This is a genomic window from Kocuria sp. U4B, assembly GCF_054875615.1.
The window spans coordinates 2,261,513-2,279,421 of record NZ_CM142180.1; the positions used below are offsets into that span (position 1 = coordinate 2,261,513).

20 protein-coding genes and 1 tRNA gene are annotated in these 17,909 nt (G+C 75.2%); 6 read left to right on the top strand and 15 right to left on the bottom strand.

Features of this window, described 5'->3' with window-relative positions:
• Nucleotides 1-62 precede the first annotated feature (62 nt).
• From ACYSMR_RS10720 to ACYSMR_RS10745, 6 genes are all read right to left on the bottom strand, one after another.
• Nucleotides 63-962 carry a hypothetical protein gene (locus ACYSMR_RS10720; protein WP_461745172.1) on the bottom strand — a complete coding sequence of 300 codons (900 nt, stop codon included), beginning with the start codon at nt 960-962 and terminating at the stop codon, nt 63-65.
• The gene (locus ACYSMR_RS10725) at nt 959-1,681 is read right to left on the bottom strand and encodes a response regulator transcription factor (RefSeq protein ID WP_461745174.1); all 723 of its coding nucleotides are present in this window, start codon (nt 1,679-1,681) and stop codon (nt 959-961) included. The genes ACYSMR_RS10720 and ACYSMR_RS10725 overlap by 4 nt, the downstream gene beginning before the upstream one ends.
• Nucleotides 1,681-3,138 carry a sensor histidine kinase gene (locus tag ACYSMR_RS10730; RefSeq protein WP_461745176.1) on the bottom strand — a complete coding sequence of 486 codons (1,458 nt, stop codon included), beginning with the start codon at nt 3,136-3,138 and terminating at the stop codon, nt 1,681-1,683. Before ACYSMR_RS10730 ends, ACYSMR_RS10725 begins: the two co-directional genes overlap by 1 nt.
• A gap of 126 nt (nt 3,139-3,264) precedes the next feature.
• Nucleotides 3,265-3,570, bottom strand: coding sequence for a DUF4193 domain-containing protein (locus tag ACYSMR_RS10735; RefSeq protein WP_251332151.1), 306 nt, complete (start codon nt 3,568-3,570; stop codon nt 3,265-3,267).
• Nucleotides 3,571-3,712: 142 nt separating this feature from the next.
• A complete protein-coding gene (locus tag ACYSMR_RS10740; protein ID WP_309124865.1) occupies nt 3,713-4,285 on the bottom strand; it encodes an MOSC domain-containing protein in 573 nt (190 codons plus the stop codon).
• 141 nt (nt 4,286-4,426) lie between these two features.
• Nucleotides 4,427-4,499: transfer RNA gene (locus ACYSMR_RS10745), tRNA-Gly, on the bottom strand.
• A 242-nt stretch (nt 4,500-4,741) separates the two neighbouring features.
• On the opposite strand from ACYSMR_RS10745, the gene ACYSMR_RS10750 reads away from it, so the two are divergent.
• From ACYSMR_RS10750 to ACYSMR_RS10760, 3 genes are all read left to right on the top strand, one after another.
• Nucleotides 4,742-5,230 (top strand): hypothetical protein, encoded by a 489-nt coding sequence (locus ACYSMR_RS10750; protein WP_461745179.1) that lies wholly within the window; start codon nt 4,742-4,744, stop codon nt 5,228-5,230.
• Entirely contained in the window at nt 5,223-6,554 is a 1,332-nt protein-coding gene (locus ACYSMR_RS10755; protein WP_461745181.1) for an acyltransferase family protein, read from the top strand. The genes ACYSMR_RS10750 and ACYSMR_RS10755 overlap by 8 nt, the downstream gene beginning before the upstream one ends.
• Before the next feature lie 105 nt (nt 6,555-6,659).
• On the top strand, nt 6,660-8,030 hold the full coding sequence (locus ACYSMR_RS10760) for an FAD-binding oxidoreductase (protein ID WP_461745183.1): 1,371 nt from the start codon (nt 6,660-6,662) through the stop codon (nt 8,028-8,030).
• Between the two features lie 61 nt (nt 8,031-8,091).
• Here ACYSMR_RS10760 and ACYSMR_RS10765 read toward each other — a convergent pair whose 3' ends face one another.
• The 9 genes from ACYSMR_RS10765 to ACYSMR_RS10805 all read right to left on the bottom strand — a co-directional run bounded on the left by ACYSMR_RS10765 (nt 8,092) and on the right by ACYSMR_RS10805 (nt 15,565).
• Nucleotides 8,092-9,372 carry an ABC transporter permease gene (locus ACYSMR_RS10765; protein ID WP_309124869.1) on the bottom strand — a complete coding sequence of 427 codons (1,281 nt, stop codon included), beginning with the start codon at nt 9,370-9,372 and terminating at the stop codon, nt 8,092-8,094.
• Nucleotides 9,369-10,139, bottom strand: coding sequence for an ABC transporter ATP-binding protein (locus tag ACYSMR_RS10770; RefSeq protein WP_461745184.1), 771 nt, complete (start codon nt 10,137-10,139; stop codon nt 9,369-9,371). The genes ACYSMR_RS10765 and ACYSMR_RS10770 overlap by 4 nt, the downstream gene beginning before the upstream one ends.
• Before the next feature lie 295 nt (nt 10,140-10,434).
• Complete coding sequence (locus tag ACYSMR_RS10775; RefSeq protein ID WP_251332145.1) at nt 10,435-11,277, bottom strand: urease accessory protein UreD; 843 nt, start codon at nt 11,275-11,277, stop codon at nt 10,435-10,437.
• A complete protein-coding gene (gene ureG / locus ACYSMR_RS10780; RefSeq protein WP_309124872.1) occupies nt 11,274-11,897 on the bottom strand; it encodes an urease accessory protein UreG in 624 nt (207 codons plus the stop codon). The genes ACYSMR_RS10775 and ureG overlap by 4 nt, the downstream gene beginning before the upstream one ends.
• Nucleotides 11,898-11,963: 66 nt before the next feature.
• Entirely contained in the window at nt 11,964-12,665 is a 702-nt protein-coding gene (locus ACYSMR_RS10785; protein ID WP_309124873.1) for an urease accessory protein UreF, read from the bottom strand.
• Nucleotides 12,646-13,134, bottom strand: coding sequence for an urease accessory protein UreE (gene ureE, locus ACYSMR_RS10790; RefSeq protein WP_251332142.1), 489 nt, complete (start codon nt 13,132-13,134; stop codon nt 12,646-12,648). Before ureE ends, ACYSMR_RS10785 begins: the two co-directional genes overlap by 20 nt.
• A gap of 49 nt (nt 13,135-13,183) precedes the next feature.
• Nucleotides 13,184-14,896, bottom strand: coding sequence for an urease subunit alpha (ureC, locus tag ACYSMR_RS10795; protein ID WP_251332141.1), 1,713 nt, complete (start codon nt 14,894-14,896; stop codon nt 13,184-13,186).
• Entirely contained in the window at nt 14,893-15,231 is a 339-nt protein-coding gene (locus tag ACYSMR_RS10800; RefSeq protein WP_251332140.1) for an urease subunit beta, read from the bottom strand. Before ACYSMR_RS10800 ends, ureC begins: the two co-directional genes overlap by 4 nt.
• A 31-nt stretch (nt 15,232-15,262) precedes the next feature.
• Nucleotides 15,263-15,565: an urease subunit gamma gene (locus tag ACYSMR_RS10805; RefSeq protein WP_251332139.1), complete on the bottom strand. Its 303-nt coding sequence runs from the start codon at nt 15,563-15,565 to the stop codon at nt 15,263-15,265.
• A gap of 232 nt (nt 15,566-15,797) precedes the next feature.
• Here ACYSMR_RS10805 and ACYSMR_RS10810 point away from each other — a divergent pair, with 232 nt between their 5' ends.
• The 3 genes from ACYSMR_RS10810 to ACYSMR_RS10820 all read left to right on the top strand — a co-directional run bounded on the left by ACYSMR_RS10810 (nt 15,798) and on the right by ACYSMR_RS10820 (nt 17,888).
• Complete coding sequence (locus ACYSMR_RS10810) at nt 15,798-16,352, top strand: hypothetical protein (protein WP_461745189.1); 555 nt, start codon at nt 15,798-15,800, stop codon at nt 16,350-16,352.
• Nucleotides 16,353-16,425: 73 nt separating this feature from the next.
• A complete protein-coding gene (locus ACYSMR_RS10815) occupies nt 16,426-16,908 on the top strand; it encodes a transporter substrate-binding domain-containing protein (RefSeq protein WP_461745191.1) in 483 nt (160 codons plus the stop codon).
• Nucleotides 16,899-17,888, top strand: a complete 990-nt coding sequence (locus ACYSMR_RS10820; protein ID WP_461745193.1) for a cation transporter — start codon at nt 16,899-16,901, stop codon at nt 17,886-17,888. The genes ACYSMR_RS10815 and ACYSMR_RS10820 overlap by 10 nt, the downstream gene beginning before the upstream one ends.
• Nucleotides 17,889-17,909: the final 21 nt, after the last annotated feature.

Below are 17,909 nucleotides of genomic sequence, written 5' to 3' on the forward strand. Positions count from 1 at the left end.
CCTCGAAGGCTGTGCGCACCGTCCCCCCTCCCGGCGCGCCCGACCCGGACAACGCTGCCAGTCTACTCCCCGCCGGCAGCGGGGCTCCGGTCGCCCTGGGTGAGCTCCACCGCACCCACGGCCGAGGACACGTACAGGCACGGGCGCTCCGCCGGGGCCGCGGCGCACACCGTGGCCGTCGTCAGCTCCTCGGGGTCCCGGTCGTCGGCGCCGGCGACCGTGGGCCGCCAGTAGTTCGCCTCGGGCAGCGCCGCCTCGATGGCGCCGGTGCGCGTGGTCACGGAGGACCGTCGCGGGGCGTCGCCGAGGACCTCCACCTCGGTCGCGCCGAACTCCGTGTGCACGTCCAGGTCCTCGCGCACCCGCACGTCCTCGGCGAGGACGGTGCCGACCTGCGAGACCGCCGAGAGGCTGCGGGCGCTGCCGCTCACCTGGACCACTCCGGCGTCGGTCGTGACGCCGACGTCGCCGAAGTCCCCGTCCACGCGCAGGGTGCCGGCGTCGCTGCTCAGCCGCAGGTCCACGGGCTCGTCCCCGGCCGGGACGGTGACCGTCACCTGCATCCCCGTGCCCGTTCCCGGCCAGCGGCCGGAGGGCAGGGCGTCGACCGTGAGGCGGCCGTCCTGCACCCGGGGCTCCGGGGCGCGGTCGAGGCCGATCCCGGCGTACACGGCCTCCACCCGCAGGTCGGGGACGTCCGCCGTGACGACCTCCACCACGGCCGAGTGCCCGTCGACCACGACGGTGTCCACGGCCTCGGCCACGGTCGCGTCGATCGTGCGCTGCTCGACCGACAGGGACGCGGCCATCGCCGCCCCGCCGCCGCCCAGCAGCAGCAGGGCGCCGATGCCGCCGAGCACGGCGGTCGGGACGAGCCAGGCGGTGCGCTCACCGGCGCTGACCGTGTCCCGGGAGGGGCCGGGCGCGGCGGCCCGGGGGTCGGAGGGAGGAAGGTACGTCATGGCCGGAACTCCTGGGTCGTGTCGGTCGGTCGGGGCAGCGGGTGGGGCGCGGCCGGGTGGCCGGGCCCGGGGTCGGGATAGCCGAGGTAGCGCAGGACGGCGCGGACGCGGCGGTTGCCGCCGTCCTCGTGGGCGAGGCCGAGCTTGGTGAACACGGAGCGGATGTGCTTCTCCACGGAGGACTCGGTGAGGAACAGGTTCGCGGCGATCGAGGCGTTGGACAGGCCCTGGGCCATCAGCCCGAGCACCTCGTGCTCGCGCGGGGAGAGCAGGTCGAGGTCGCGGCGGTGGCGGGAGCGGACCAGCAGCTGCGAGACCACCTCCGGGTCCAGGACGGTGCCGCCGGCGCCCACGGTCTCCACCGACTCCAGGAACTGGTCGACGTCCGCCACCCGGTCCTTGAGCAGGTAGCCCAGCCCGTCCCGGCGGGAGGCGATGAGCTCGGAGGCGTAGCGCTCCTCCACGTACTGGGAGAGCACGAGCACCGCGATCCGGGGGTGCTGGGAGCGCAGCAGCACGGCGGCGCGGATGCCCTCGTCCGTGAAGGTCGGCGGCAGCCGCACGTCCACGAGCGCGAAGTCCGGGCCGTGCTGCTCGACGGCCTTCAGGAGACCCTCCGCGGTGTCGACGTCGGCGACGACGTCGTGGCCGGCCTCGGTGAGCAGGCGCACGAGGCCCGCGCGCAGCAGGACGGCGTCCTCGGCGATGACGATGCGCATCAGAACGCACCCCCCGGGGCGACGGGCAGCTCGACGGTCAGCTCGGTGGGCCCGCCCGCGGGCGAGTCGAGGAGGAAGCGCCCGCCGGCGGAGCGGATCCGGTCGGCGATCCCGGACAGCCCGCCCCCGGGGACCACGACGGCGCCGCCGCGGCCGTCGTCGGCGATCCGGGCGACCACGCGCGGGGCGCCGGTCGCGGCGTCGTGCTCGAGGACCACCCGGACGGAGGCGGCGGAGGCCCCGGCGTGCTTGACCACGTTGCCGAGGCCCTCGGCCACCGCGAAGTACACCGCGGCCTCGGTCTCCGGGGCCAGGCGCGGCACCTGCACGTCCACGGCCACCGGGACGGGGGACTGGGCGGCGACGGCGGACAGGGCGGCGTCGAGGCCCCGGTCCTCCAGCACGGCGGGGTGGAAGCCGCGGGCGAGGCGGCGCAGCTCGGTGATCGCGGCCTTGGTCGTGGCGTGGGCCTCGCCGATGAGCTCCTTCGCGGCGGCGGGGTCGTCGTCGATCCGCCGCTGGGCCATCGACAGGTTCATGGCCACGGCCACGAGCTGGGGCTGCACGCCGTCGTGCAGGTCCCGCTCGATCCGGGAGCGCTCCGTGCGGGCGCCGCGCACCGCGGTCTCGCGGGCGGCGGCGGCGGCCGCGGCGCGGCGGCGCAGCTCGGAGGCCTCGTCCACGCGCAGCAGCAGGCGGGACAGCCCCCGGTGGGCGGCCGTGCACAGCAGGGCGACCAGCAGGCCGAGCAGCGCCAGGGTGATCCCCGCGAGGACCACGGCCCAGGCGGGCCAGGCGCCGAGCACCTCGGAGGGCCACACGGGGTTGTTCTCGGCGGCGTACAGCGGGGCGAAGGCCAGGGCGACGGCCAGGGCGACGGCCGCGCCCGTCCCGGCGAGCGCGCCGACCGCGACCCAGCCCAGGGCCGTGGTCAGGGCCAGGTGCAGCAGCCCGGTCCAGAACGCGCCGTCGGAGACGTCCAGCCACAGCTGGTGCAGGTGGCGCCAGCCGTCGGGGCGCGGGGAGCGGCGCCGGTGGGGGGCGGGCAGGTGGAGACCGAACGCCGCCTGCGTGCGGCGGCGCTCGATCCACTCGATCCCGCGGACCGCGTAGACCGCCGCCACCAGCAGGACCACGCCCACCAGGACGGGCAGGGAGGCGATGGCCGCGGCGAGCAGGGAGAACAGCGCGGTCAGCCACAGGGTGCCGAGCGCGGCGTCCACCACGAGGTCGGTCGTGCCGAAGAACAGGGTCCTGGGCGACCACGGCCCCCACTCGCGGAACCCGCTGCGGGTGGCGCCGGGGCCGGCGGCGGTAGCGCCGGGGCCGGTGGCAGGGCCGTCGGCGGGCCCGGCGTCGGCCGGGGGGTGGTGGGCGTCGTCGCCGGGGGCGCCCGTGCTCCCGGAGCGGTTCCACGGGGCGGGCGGCAGGGGCCGGGTGTCGTGCGGTGTGCTCATGGCACTCACGCTACGGTCGGCGGCCTGCTCCCGACTGCGACGTTCTCCACCTGTTACGGCTGCGGTTTTCCCCACCGCCGGCCCCTGCGGCCGGGGGACGACGGCTCCCCGGGGAAGCGGGGCGGGTCAGGCCTCGCAGTCGCTGCAGTACTTGTGCCCGTCGGTGTTGCGGGCCAGCTGGCTGCGGTGGCGCACCAGGAAGCAGGAGGCGCAGGTGAACTCGTCCTCCTGCTCGGGGATGACCTGGACGGTGAGCTCCTCGTGCGAGAGGTCGGCGCCGGGCAGGTCGATGCCTTCGGCCGTGTCGAGGTCCTCGGCGTCGATCACCGCGGTCTGGGTGATCGCGCTGCGCTGGGCCTGGATCGCCTCGAGCGACTCGTTGGCGGGCTGGTCTTCCGGCGTGACGCGCGGGGCGTCGTAATCGGTGGCCATGGGTTCTTGGGTTCCTTTCGCTGGACGCCGCTGTGGCGTTCGTGCCCAGCGGACAACCGTGCAGGCACGGTCGCTATTCCCGCAGGGACGTGGTCGTGGGCGTGGTCGGGGGACGGGGCGACTCCGGTCGCCGCCGTGGGTGCTACGGCAGCCGTTCCGGCCGGCGCAGGACGGCGGCACCGGCGCGCTGCGGTTCGAGCGGCACCGGGCTGTGCAGCACGGCGGGCCCGCGGTGCAGGACCCCGTCCGACAGGGGCCGGCACCGGATGCCTCCCCGCCCGCGCATCGCGGCGTGCGCACCCGGGGCCAGCACCCGGTCCATCCAGGCGCAGGGGTGGGCGGGCCGCCCGCCCCGCAGCCGCACGAGAGCCCCGCGGGACTCCAGCGCGAACTCCTCGCCCAGCAGCGGAGCCAGCTGCGCGCCGCGGAGGACCACGTTGCGCCGCGGCAGCAGCGGGTCGAAGGGCCCGGCGCCGAGGTCCCCGGCCATGGCCTCGAGCGCCTCGACCGCCAGCAGGGTGACCGCGGCGTCCATGTGCGCGGCCTTGCCGAAGAACCGGTCGCCGACGATGCCCTTGCCCGCCACCAGCTCGACGCGCTCGGCGTCCGTGCTGGGGACGTCGGCCGCGCCGTCCCGGGCGCGGCCGAAGTAGGCGTGCGCGGGGGACACGAGCAGGTGCAGAACCTCCACGTCGTATCGGTAGCTCGCCGTCATGCCACCAGCCTTCCATCACCGCTTGCGACCTGTCCTGCCGCTGCGGGGCCCGGGGGCCGTGGCGGGCGCGGCCGGGACCCGTGCGGGCGGGGTGTCCGCCGCGGGCGGGCGCGGGACGAAGGCGGCCGGTGGGACGGGAAGAGCGGCAGACGGGAGTCGAACCCGCGACCTCCACCATGGCAAGGTGGCGCTCTACCAGCTGAGCTACTGCCGCATTCGTGGCTCCAGCAGGAACCGAGGGAATACACTACCTGATCGCGCAGGGGCTGTCGTCCACCCGGGGGACGGCACCGTGCGGCGGGCCGGTGCCCACCGCACGGCACCGCGTGCCCGCCCGGTCCTCCGCCGGTCCGCAGGACCCGGCGGCGTGTCGTCCTCTCCGCGTTCTCTCCTGCGAACGGCGCCCGGGTGCTTATGCTTCGCTCAGCACTGTCGGCCCCGGCGAGGAGACCCACCATGACGGCAGACCTCCCGGCGGGCGGCGCCGTCCCCGCCGCGCACCGACACCCCGCGGGCACCGGGCGGACCGGGCTGCGGCTGCTGCTGCGGGCCGGAGCCGTCCTGCTGACCGGCGTGGCCGTGGCCGCCCTCGTGGGCCGGTTCGGGGCGGCGCAGGGCGGGACGGGCGCCGACGCGTTCCCGGCGGGCCTGCTCGCCGCCGGGCTGCTCGCCGTCGCCTGGGCGTTCCTCGACGGGCGCCGCGGCCCCGCAGCGCCCGCGGTGGTGCTGTGGGCGGGCGTGGCCCTCACGGCCGTCCTGGTGCCCCAGGCGGCGCTGCTGGCGGGCACGCTGGCCGGCGCCGGGCAGCGGCCCGGGATGCTCGCGGTCACGCCCGGCGACGCCGTCCTCGTGCTGCTCGCCCTCGTGGCCTTCGCGCTCGCGGCGTCCGCGCTGCCGGTCCTCGCCGTGGTCGTGGGCGCGGCCGGCGCCCGACGGCGTGGCTGAGCCCGCCCTCGCCGGCGCCTCCGCCCGGGGCGCGGAGGCGCCCGCGGAAAGGGATCCCGCCGTCGACGCCGCCCGCACCGGCTGCCTCCTGGCCGTGGTCCTGATCCACCTGCTCATGGTCACGGTGACGGCCGACCCCGCGACCGGGGAGCCCGCCACCGTCATGGTCCCCACCCGGCAGCCCTGGTACTGGTGGGCCACCTGGGTGCTCCAGGTGATGCCCCTGTTCTTCGTCGTGGGCGGGCACGCGTCGGTGCTGTCCTGGCGCCGGCACGCCGCCCGCGGCGGAGGCGGCCCCGGCTGGGTCCGCCTCCGGGCGCTGCGCCTCCTGCGCCCCGCGCTGGTCCTGTGGACCGTGCTGGCGCTCGCCTGCGGGGCCGCCCTCGTGGCCGGCGCCCCGCCGGAGCTGCTGGTGATGGTGCTCCAGGGCGTGGGCATGCCCCTGTGGTTCCTCGCCGCCTACCTCGCGTGCCAGGCGCTGCTGCCCCTCACGGCCCGGTGGCACGACCGGGCGCCGCGGGGGACCGTGCTGGCGCTGTTGGCGGGGGTCGTGGCCGTGGACGCCCTGCGGATCACCACCGGCGCGGCCTGGGTGGGCCTGGCCAATCTCGTCCTCGTGTGGCCCCTCGTGCAGCAGCTGGGCTTCTTCCGCGCCGACGGCGCGTTCGCGCGCCGTCCCGTGCCGTGGCTGCTGGCCGTCGCGGCCGGGTGCGTCCTCGCGCTCGGCCTGCTCGTGCGTGCCGGCTGGTACGCCCCGGACATGCTCACCAACCTCAACCCCGCCACCGTCTGCATGGTGCTGCTCGGGGTGGCGCAGGCGTGCCTGCTGCAGGTGGCCGCGCCGGCGCTCGCGCGGCTGATGCGCGCCCGGCCGGCCCAGCTCGTGGCCCTCCTCGTGGGCGGCCGCGCCATGACCGTCTACCTGTGGCACCTGCCGGTGATCGTGGCCGTGGTGGCGGGGTGGTTCCTCCTCGGCGGTCCCGACCCGGAGCCCGGCTCGGCCGCCTGGTGGGCCTGGCGGGTCCCGCTGGGCGTGGCGGCGGGCGCCGTGCTCGCCGCGCTCAGCGTGCCCCTGGTGCGCGCCGAGCGCGCCCCGACGGCGCTTGCGCCGGGGCGCCGGGCGCCCGCCGCGCCGCGCGTGGCGCTCGCGGTGCTGCTCGGCTTCGTCCCGCCGTTCCTGCAGATCAGCTGGTGGCTCTCGCCGGGCCTGGTCCTGGCGGGCGCGGTGCTGACGGCCGCGGCGGTGGCGCTGCTGCGGGGCGGCGCCGTGCGGGGCCCCCGGGTCCCGGCCGGGGGAGCGGCTGCAACACGGCGCCACATCTGAGCCGGGTCGTTGCTCCGGAGCACACCACTGCCTACGGTCGCACTGACCGGCCGGCGCGTCCCGCGGGACCGGGCGGCGGCGCCCGTCGTCGCAAGGAGGCGACCGATGACCAGCAACAGCCCCGCCCACCGCCTGTCCGAGGTCCTGGCCGCGCTGCCCCGCTTCACCCAGGAGCCCGCGGAGCTCGAGCGGGTGCGCACGGACCGGTCGGGCTACGTCCCGCCGACGCTGCCGGACGGCGTCGTCCGGGCCGAGTCGGTCCAGGACGTCGTCGAGACCCTCCGGCTGGCCCACGAGCACCGCATCCCCGTCGTCCCGCGCGGGGCCGGCACGGGCCTCGCCGCCGGCGCCGCCGCGCGGGCCGGCGAGATCGTCCTCGACGTGAAGCGGATGAACCGGATCCTCGGCATCGACCCGGTGGAGCAGACCGCGGTCGTGGAGCCGGGCGTGCTCAACGCCGACCTCAACGCGGCGGCGGCCGAGCACGGCCTGTTCTACGCCCCGGACCCCGCCAGCACCGCCATCTGCTCCATCGGCGGCAACATCGCCACCAACGCCGGGGGCATGCGCTGCGCCAAGTACGGCGTGACGCGCGAGGCGGTGCTCGGGCTGAAGGTCGTCCTCGCCGACGGCCGGGTGCTGGCCACCGGGACCCGGACCCTCAAGGCCGTGACCGGCTACGACCTGAACGCGCTGTTCATCGGCTCCGAGGGCACCCTCGGCGTCGTCGTCGAGGCGACGCTGCGGCTGCGCCCGGCGCCGGTGGCCACGGCCACCCTCGCCGCCTACTTCCGGGACGTGGGCGCCGCGGCGGCGGCCGCCTCCGCCGTGGTGGCGGCCCGGGCCACGCCCTCGGTGCTCGAGCTCGTCGACGGCCCGACCCTCGGCGCCATCGACCGCGCCACCGGCACCGACCACCGCCGGCGCGGCGAGGCCTTCCTGCTCGCGCAGACCGACGGCTTCGGCGCGGGGATCGAGCGCGACGTGGTGCTCCGGGCCGTCGAGCCCTTCGCGGACTCGATCCTGATCGCCGACGACCCCCTGCAGGCCGAGGCCCTGCTCCAGGCCCGCCGGGACGCGATCCCCTCGCTGGAGAAGCTGGGCCGGCCCTCCATCGGGGACGTGGGCGTGCCGCGCAACCGGCTCGCCGAGGCCGTCACCGGCATCCAGCAGATCGCCCGGGAGACGGGCGTGGAGATCTGCACGATCGCCCACGCCGCCGACGGCAACCTGCACCCCGTCATCGTGGTCGGGCCGCACGGGTCCATCACGGAGGGCGCCCCGAAGACCGCCCTGGCCCGGATGTTCGAGCTCGCCCAGAGCCTCGGCGGCACCCTGACCGGCGAGCACGGTGTGGGCCTGCTCAAGCGGGACTGGTTCACCGCCGAGGTCGGCGAACTCTCCCGGGACCTGCAGCACCGGATCAAGGCCGTCCTCGACCCGCACGACATCCTCAACCCCGGCAAGGCCGTCTGAGCGCGCCCGCCGGCAGGTCCTGGCGGGATCTCCTGCGGCGGTCCGGTGCCGGCGGTCGTGCTCACTCGTGCCTCAGTGCGGTGATGGGGTCCTTCCGGGCCGCCCGGACGGCGGGCATCGTGCCGGCCAGGAACGCGATCACCATGACGGACAGGACGATCAGCAGGACCTTCCCCGCCTCGAAGGCGAACAGGGACAGCCCCGGCAGCCCGGCGAGCAGGCCCCCGGCGAGGGCCCGGCTGGCGAAGGAGCCCACGGTGACGCCCGCGACCGCACCGAGGGTGGCCCCGAGGAAGCCGATGAACACGGCCTCCAGCGAGAACAGGCCGAACACCCTGCCGCCGCCCATGCCCATGGCCTTCATCAGCCCGATCTCGCGCGTGCGCTCCTGCACGGACATCAGCAGGGTGTTGACGATCCCCAGCCCGGCCGCGAGCAGCGCGACGACCGCGGAGGTGTTGAGGATCCACACGATGCCGTTGATCACGGCCCGGAACATGCCCAGCTTGTCCTCCACGGTCGAGCCCACCATGCCCTCCTCCTCCAGCCGCGCCTGGACCTCCGCGGCGCGGGACAGCTCCTCCACGGTGACCGTGGCCATCAGATAGCTCTCCGGCACCGGGTGCGGGCCTCCGCCGACCTGGAAGTCGTGGAGGCGCTCGTTGAAGGACGTGGAGGGGATGGGGTAGAGGGTCGTGCCGGCGAGGCTGGAGCGGGTGACCCCGGAGACCGTGGCGGGGAAGGACCGGACCTGCTCGGCCATGTTGGTCATGACGACCTGCACCGTCGCGCCGACGGCGGCCCCGGCCGAGGGGAAGCCCAGGTCCTGGACCCAGCTGTCGGGCACGGCGATCTCGTCCTCGCCGGTCGCCGGGATGCGCCCGGCCACCATCTGGAGTCCCTCGGCGTCGACGGGGATGCCGAGGGAGAGCTGGAACCGGTCGCCGCCGGCGGACTCCAGATAGGTCGGGGTGACCGAGTACATCGGCTCCACCGACGCCACGCCGTCCATCGCCTCGATGAGCTCGACGTCCTCGGGGGAGAGTCCCTCGAAGGACATCCCGAAGCCGGTCTGGACGCGGGTGGTGTCCGGGTCGTAGACCCGGGGCCGGGAGCCGGCGGACATCTCGACCAGCGGGTGGGAGCGCTGGACGTAGAGCGACTCGGCGTCGCCGAAGGCGGCCACGGTGTCGTCGATGTACCGGTTCACCCCGGTGCCCATCCCGGAGGTCAGGGTGAGCGCGAACGCGCCGATGAACACGGCCAGCACCGTGAGCACGGCCCGGGCCCGGGCGCGCCACGTGTTGCCCACGGCGCTCCGGAGCAGTTCCGCCCCCGTCACAGCACGACTCCCGCGGTCCGGACGCCGGCGTCCTGCGCCCGCACCAGCTCCCCGGCGCGCGGGGCGCGCCCGGTGGCGCGCGGCGCGGGGCCCACGACGAGCCCGTCGCGCAGGTGCACCCGGCGGCCGCAGCGGGCCGCGAGGTCCTCGTCGTGCGTGACGACGACCAGGGTGATGCCCCGCTCCTGGTGCAGGCCGAGGAGGATGTCCTCGACGACCGCGCCGGTCGCCGAGTCGAGGTTGCCGGTGGGCTCGTCGGCGAAGATCACGAGCGGGTCGTTGACCAGGGCGCGCGCGATCGCCGCGCGCTGCTTCTGCCCGCCGGAGAGGTCGGCCGCCCGGCTGGTGGCCTTGTCCGCGAGCTCGAGCCGCTCCAGGACCTCCAGGCCCCGGCGCCGGCGCTCGGCACCGCCCACGCCGGCGATCTTCAGCGGCAGCACCACGTTCTCGATGACCGTCTGGTGCGGGGTGAGGAAGAACTGCTGGAAGACGAAGCCGAACGTGGCGTTGCGCAGCCGGTTCACCTCCCGGGCGGACAGGCACCCCGCCGGGCGGCCCTCCAGGGCCACCGTGCCGGCGGTCGGGGCGTCCAGGAGCGCGAGCAGGTGCATCAGCGTGGACTTCCCGGAGCCGGACTTCCCGACGATCGCGACGGACTCGCCCCGCTCGATCCGCACGCTCACGCCCCGGAGGGCCTTGAAGCGGTCGGCGCCCTGCCCGTAGGCCCTGACCAGCTGATCGGCGTCGAGGACCACGGAACCCGTCACGTCGCTCTCCCCCTCGCTGCGCGGTCGCCGGCCGCACCCCCTGCGGCACTGCTGGACGATCCGCGGACCGGGGCCGTCCCCGCCCCGATCCATCATGTGCAGGTGCACACACGGAGGGGAACCGCGGGCGTGTCCCCACTAGAGGCGGCAGACGGAGCCGGAACGGGGCTCCGCCCGGCGTCGACGAATTGTCTACTGCTCGGTAAGGTAGAGGTGCCCGGGGTCGCCGCCCCGGGCGGCGGGTCCGGACGCCCTCCCTCGTGGGGTGCCCGGATCCGCCCTCCCCGCTCCGGGGTCAGTACTTGCGCAGCGCGGGCCGTCCCCGGCCGCTCCACTGCGCGCGCAGCAGCGCGGTGACGTCCAGCAGCAGCGCGGTCAGCTCGTCGGAGCCGGGACCCAGGGCCCGGACCACGAGCCCCGGCACGGGCAGCTCCGAGACCCCGCAGCGCAGGCCGGGCACCCGGTCCTCCGCGGCGGCCAGCAGCTGCTGCACCCGGTCCACGAGCGCCCGGTCCACCCGGGGGTCCACGGCCAGCAGGGACCCGAGGTGGCTGCGGCCCTCCAGGAAGCCGAGACCCGCGACGGCGTCCTCCGCGGGGCGCAGCCGCAGGTTGTCGAGCACCACCGTCCGCCCCGCCATCTCCACCTCCGTGCGCAGCGCCACGCTGCGGTACCGGAACGCGGTCCCGTCCGGCGCCCAGCCGGGGGTGACCACCTCGCCGGCGACCAGGCACGCCGTGGGGTCCATCGACACGGTGGTGGACTGGACGTAGTCGGCGTCCTCGTAGGCGATCAGCTGGTCCGGGAGGTACTCGAGGACCGCGCCGGGCCCGAGCACCAGGCGGACCTCCTGCCGGGCCGGCGCGGCGGGGGTGCGGTAGACCTTGGTCGCGGACTGGGTGGTGACCAGGGCGGTCCCCCCGGCGGCGACCGTGACGTCGAGCTCGTAGCGGTCCCCGCCGAGGTAGCCGCCGCCCGGGTTGACGACGACGAAGCACGGCTGCCCGGAGTCGTCCAGGTGGTGCGGCCGCAGCACGCGCAGCGCCCCGCAGTGGTACTGGTGCACGGCCACGGTCCGCTCCCCGCGCGGCGCCAGGGCCAGCTCGAGCCGGCCGGTGGGGGCCGCGGCGGGGGTCACGGCTGCATGTCCAGCATGAGGACGTCGTGACGGATCCAGTCGAGGACCGCGTCGAGGCCCTCGTCGGTCTTGAGGTTGGTGAAGCAGAACGGCCTGTCCTTGCGGAAGACGCGGGAGTCGGCGGCCATGACGTCGAGGTCCGCGCCGACGTGCGGGGCGAGGTCGATCTTGTTGATCACGAACAGGTCCGAGCGGATCATCCCCTGGCCGGCCTTGCGGGGGATCTTCTCGCCCTGGGCCACGTCGATGACGTAGATCGAGAAGTCGACGAGCTCGGGGCTGAACGTGGCGGAGAGGTTGTCCCCGCCAGACTCGACGAAGACGATCTGCAGGTCGGGGTGGGCCGCGCACAGGGTCGCGATGGCCGCCTCGTTCATCGAGGTGTCCTCGCGGATCGCGGTGTGCGGGCAGCCGCCGGTCTCGATGCCGACGATCCGGTCCAGCGGCAGCACGCCGTTGCGGGCCAGGATCTTGGCGTCCTCGATCGTGTAGATGTCGTTGGTGATCGCGGCCATCGACACCTCGTCGATCAGCGCCCGGGTCACCCGCTCCACGAGCTGGGTCTTGCCGGCGCCCACGGGGCCTCCGATGCCGATGCGGACGGGACCGGTGCTGGTCATGGTGGGAACTCCTCGGGGTCGGACGGCGGGGCCGTCGGGACGGTGGGCGGTCGGGACGGTGGGCGGTCAGGACATGAACATGCGCGCCCGCTGCCAGGCGTGGCGCATCTGCGCGATCTCCAGCCCGGGGCTGGTCGCCCCGAACTCGTCGAGGCCCATGCGGGCGATCCGCTCGACGCCGCGGGCGACGTCGTCGTGCAGGGCGCGCAGCACGCGCTGGCCGGCGCTCTGCCCCAGCGGGATGCCGCGCACGGCGTTCTGGGTCAGGGACGTGGCGGTGGAGAACAGGTACGCGCCGGCCAGCGGCTCCCAGCCCACGCCGAGGCCCGCGCCGGCGAGCGCGAAGGCCACCGCGGGGCTGCCGCGGCTCGTGCCCGCCCGCAGGCGGTCCGCGTAGGCCAGCAGCCGGGGGGAGGGGAAGTTCTCCGCCCCGATCTCCGCCATCCGCCGGCCCATGGCCGAGGCGGCGTCCCGGACCTGGACGGGCAGCGCCTGCGCGTGCAGCAGGTCGTCGACGCGCCACACGTCGTCGGCGGCGGCCGCGGTGGCGACCGCGCGCACGGCCCAGCCCTCGGCGGGCACCGTCTGGTGGTGCAGGCTGTGGCGGACCCAGGCGAGGAAGCTCGCCTCGTCGTCCACCGTGCCGTCGTCGACGTAGGTCTCCAGCCCGAGGGAGTGGGCGAACGCGCCGGTGGGCAGGGCCGAGTCGCACAGCTGCAGGACGGCGAGCATCGCCGCCCCGCGCGGCTCAGTGGGTGTGCTCGGCATGGCGGAACGGGACCTCCATCTGCCGCTCGACGCGCGCGAAGCGCACGCCGGTCTCCCGCAGGAAGGCCTCGGCCGTGTGGTCGTACTGGACGACCATGAGCCCGTCGTGGCCCGGCAGGCCCTCGACCTCCGTGCCGGGGGCGAGGAACTGGGCGGGCAGGTGCCGGTTGCCCAGGGAGTGGGCGACGAAGCCCATCTGCTCGATCGTGGCCGGCGCGACGACGAGGACGTCGGTGGGCAGGGTCGAGACGACGACGGCGTTGCGGCCCTCCCGGTGCAGGATGTCCCCGTCCCGCAGCTCGTGCCGCTGCGCGAGGCGGATCCCCACCTCGGTGCCGTGGTCGGTGACGACCCGCTGCACCCGCTTGCGCAGCTCGGCGCCGGACAGGGCGATCCGCTCCAGGTGCAGGCCGGCGCGCTCCTGCTCGGTGAGCTCGGCCAGGTTGCCGAGGACGGCTTCGACGATCACGGGGTCTTCCTCCACGGGTCTCGCAACTGGGGGTGTCACAACTGGGGTCTCAGAACAGGAAGTAGCGCTGGGCCATCGCGAGCTCCGCGGCCGGCTCGCACGTGGCGAGCTCGCCGTCGACCCGCACCTCGTAGGTCTGCGGGTCCACGTCGATCCGCGGCGTCGCGTCGTTGTGCCGCATGTCCTTCTTGGACAGGGTGCGGATCCCGCCCACGGGCAGCACCCGCTTGCGCAGGCCCAGCCGCTCGCCCACGCCCGCCTCGACGGCGGCGCGGGACATGAAGGTGATCGAGTTGGCGTGCGGGGCGGTGCCCTTGGCGCCGAACGCGTCGCGCATCAGCTGCGGCTGCGGGGTGGGGATCGAGGCGTTGGGGTCGCCCATGAGCGAGTGGACGATCTGCCCGCCCTTGAGCACCGCGTGCGGCTTGACCCCGAAGAACACCGGGTCCCACAGCACCAGGTCCGCGAACTTGCCCGTCTCCACGGAGCCCACGACGTCGGCGATCCCGTGCGCGAGCGCGGGGTTGATCGTGTACTTCGCCACGTAGCGCCTGAGCCGGGCGTTGTCCCCGCGGCCCGTCTCCTCCGGCAGGGGGCCGGTGCGCCGCTTCATCTGGTCGGCGAGCTGCCAGGTGCGCAGCACGACCTCGCCCACGCGGCCCATGGCCTGGGAGTCGGAGGAGGTCATCGAGAAGACCCCGAGGTCGTGCAGGACGTCCTCGGCGGCGATCGTCTCGGGCCGGATCCGGGAGTCGGCGAAGGCCACGTCCTCCGGGATGTCCGGGTTGAGGTGGTGGCAGACCATGAGCATGTCCAGGTGCTCCTCGGCCGTGTTGCGCGTGAACGGCAGCGTGGGATTCGTCGAGGAGGGCAGGACGTGGGGGAGGGAGGCGATGCGGATGATGTCCGGGGCGTGCCCGCCGCCGGCGCCCTCGGTGTGGAAGGTGTGGATCACGCGCCCGGCGATGGCGGCCACCGTGTCCTCGAGGAAGCCGCACTCGTTGAGGGTGTCGGTGTGGATGGCGACCTGCACGTCGTGCTCGTCGGCGACGGCCAGGGCGGTGTCGATGGCCGACGTCGTGGCGCCCCAGTCCTCGTGGATCTTCAGGCCCACGGCCCCCGCCCGGATCTGCTCCGCGAGCGGCTCGGGCGCGGACGCGTGGCCCTTGCCGAGCAGCCCGAAGTTCATGGGGTAGCCGTCCAGGGCCTGGAACATCCGGGCGAGGTGCCACGCCCCCGGGGTGATCGTGGTGGCGTTGGAGCCCTCGGCCGGGCCCGTGCCGCCGCCGATCATCGTGGTGATCCCCGAGGACAGGGCCGTGCCGATCTGGTCGGCGCCGATGAAGTGGATGTGGGAGTCGACGCCGCCGGCGGTGAGGATCCGGCCCTCGCCCGCGATCACCTCGGTGGAGGCCCCGATCAGGATCGTGACGCCGTCCATGATGTCGGGGTTGCCGGCCTTGCCGATCCCGCTGATCCGCCCGTCGCGCAGCCCGACGTCCGCCTTGTAGATCCCGGTGGCGTCGAGGACCACCACGTTGGTGATCACGGTGTCCACCACGCCGTCGTCCCGGGTCAGCCGGCCGTTGTGGCCCATGCCGTCCCGGACCACCTTGCCGCCGCCGAAGACGACCTCCTCCCCGGGGACCGTGAGGTCGTGCTCGACCTCGAGGAACAGCTCGGTGTCGGCCAGGCGCACCAGGTCCCCCGTGGTGGGGCCGTAGAGGCTCGTGTACTGGGCGCGGGACATCTCGTGGCTCATGCCGGCTCCTCCGGGGTGCGGTCGGGGTCGTCCAGGGGGCCGTTCACCCGGTTGGCCAGCCCGTGCACCTCGCGGCGCCCGGCGAGGGCGACGAGCTGGACCCGCTTGCGGTCCCCGGGCTCGAAGCGCACGGCCGTGCCCGCAGGGATGTCGAGGCGGAAGCCGCGGGCGGCGTCCCGGTCGAACTCCAGGCCCGCGTTGGCCTCGGCGAAGTGGAAGTGGGACCCGACCTGCACGGGCCGGTCGCCGCGGTTGACGACGTCGAGCGCGACCGTGGGCCGGCCGGCGTTGATCACCACGGGCTCGGGCCGCAGGACGTGTTCTCCGGGGATCACGGCTGCTCCTTCCTGTCGGGTTGCCGTCGGGTCAGCGGATGGGGTCGTGGACGGTGACGAGCTTCGTCCCGTCCGGGAACGTCGCCTCGACCTGGACGGAGTGGATCATCTCGGGCACGCCCTCCATGACGTCCTCGCGGGCGAGGACCGTGGAGCCCCAGGACATGAGCTCGGCGACGGTCCGCCCGTCCCGGGCGCCCTCCAGCAGCTCGGCGGTGATCAGGGCGACGGCCTCCGGGTGGTTGAGCTTCAGCCCCCGCTCCCGGCGGCGGCGCGCGAGGTCGCCGGCGACGACGACGAGCAGCTTCTCCTGTTCGCGGGGTGTCAGGTGCACGGTTCTCCTCGGGGACGGCGGGCAGGCGCTGGGTGGTCCCCGTCACCGTATGGCGGTCATGTTACGAGCAGGTTCTTCCCGTGTTTCCGGGACGTGGCGGACCCGCCCGGCCGGGGGCACCGGCCCGCCGCGCGCGGTCCCCCGGGCCGCCGTCGGCGGCCCCTTCCTCCCACAGTCCCGGTGTGGTACGACTCACATCAGCACGCCCGCGCCGGCGGCTCGAGGAGGTGCCATGACCGTCGCGACGGAGCCGCCCCTGCCCGCCCACGGCGAGCGCCCCCTCCCGGGGCGGCACCGCATCCTGCGCGACGCGGTGGGCACGGGGGCGGCCACGGCGACCGGCTTCACGCTCGTCTACTGGACGGCCGAGGTGACGTTCGGCATCAGGGGCTTCGCCCTGAGCACGGTGAGCCTGTTCCTCGTGCTCGTCCTCGTGGTCTCCGTCCCGCTGCGGCGGCGGCGGCCGTCCCTGGCCTCCGCCCGGGACCGTCCCGCCGTCACGCGCCGGATCCGGCAGGCCCTGGCGGAGGGGCGCCTGCCCGAGGACCCCGCGTGGCGCCGGGTGTGCGCGGTGGGGGCCGCGGAGGAGCTCGAGGCGCTCGTGCTCGTCCTGCCCGCCCTGGTCGTCGTGGTGTGGGCCCTCTCGGCCCTGGCCCCCGCGGCGGCCCCCTGGCTCGTCGCGACGGCACCCCTGGCGCTGCTGCCCGTGGTCACGGCCCCCGCCCGCCGCGGATGGGACTACCTGGGGCTGCACGAGGCGGAGCTGCTCCGCCGCGGACCTCCGTAGAGTGGTCGTGGAGCGCAACCGCTCCAGCAACGTCCCGGCGCCGACTGCCGGGCCCGGCCGGGAGGAGACGACCATGGGACTCCGAGGCGGCCGCTGGGCGGCCGGCGCGCTCGCCGTGGTCCTGCTGGCCGGGTGCGGCTCCGGGTTCCCCCGGGACCCCGAGGGCACCCTCGAGCGCGTCCGCGGCGGTGAGCTGCGGGCCGGGGTGGTCGAGAGCCCCCCGTGGACGGAGGTCCCCGACAGCGGCCGGCCCTCCGGCATCGAGGTGGACCTCGTCGAGGACTTCGCCCGGCGCCTCGACGCGGAGGTCGTGTGGGTCCCCGGCAGCGAGAGCCACCTGATCCGCTCGCTGGAGAGCGGCGAGCTCGACGTCGTCGCCGCAGGCCTCACCGAGACGGCCCCGTGGGAGAAGCACGCCGCCCTCACCCGCCCGTACGCCGAGATCGCGACCCCGGACGGGCGCACCGAGAAGATGGTGCTGGCCACCCGGCTCGGGGAGAACGGCTTCCTCACCGAGCTGGAGACGTTCCTCGTGGAGCGGGAGGAGTGGTCGTGACCCGGTCCGGGGCGCAGGCGCGGTTCGGGTCCACCGAGCTCAGCGACGGCCAGGCCCGCACCCTGGGCCGCGCGGTCCGCCTGGAGAGGATCACCATCGGCACCCTCCTGGTGACCGTGACCGTCGTGGCGCTCGTCGCCGGGCAGTCCCAGGCCATGAAGGTCGCCTGGATCGAGGACTCGCTGTCCCTCCTGCCGCCCGTCGCCTTCCTCGTGGCCGCCCGGATCGCCGGACGGCGCCCCACCCCGAGCCACCCCTACGGCTACCACCGGTCGGTGGGGGTGGGCCACCTCGTCGCCGCGGTCGCCCTGCTGGCGATGGGCACCTTCCTGGTGGTCGACTCCGGTTCCGGGCTGATCACCGGGGAGCGGCCGCCGATCGGCGTCACCACCCTGTTCGGGGTGCCCGTGTGGTCGGGGTGGCTCATGGTGGCCGCCATGGGCCTCACCAGCATCCCGCCGGTGGTCCTGGGCCGGATGAAGATGAGGCTCGCCGAGGAGCTGCACGACAAGGTGCTCTACGCCGACGCGGACATGAACAAGGCCGACTGGATGACCGGGCTGGCCACGGTCGCCGGCGTCCTCGGCATCGGGGCGGGCCTGTGGTGGGCCGACGCCGCGGCGGCGCTGCTCGTCTCCACGTCGATCCTCAGGGACGGGGTGGCCAACCTGAAGGGAGCCGTGGCGGGACTGGCCGACGCCCGGCCCACCACCTACGACGACGCGGGACCGCACCCGCTCGTCCAGCAGGTCGAGACGGTGCTGCGCCAGCAGCCGTGGGTGCGGGACGCCGGCGTGCGCATGCGCGACGAGGGCCACGTCTTCCACGTGGAGGGCTTCGTGGTCCCGGTCGCGGGGACGACGCCGACGCTCGAGCAGCTCGCGGCGGCGCGGAAGCGCTGCGCGGACCTGGACTGGAAGATCGAGGACGTGGTGCTCGCCCCCGTGGCGGAGCTGCCCGAGCACCAGGTCCCGCGCTGAGCGGCTCCGCCGGCCGCCCGG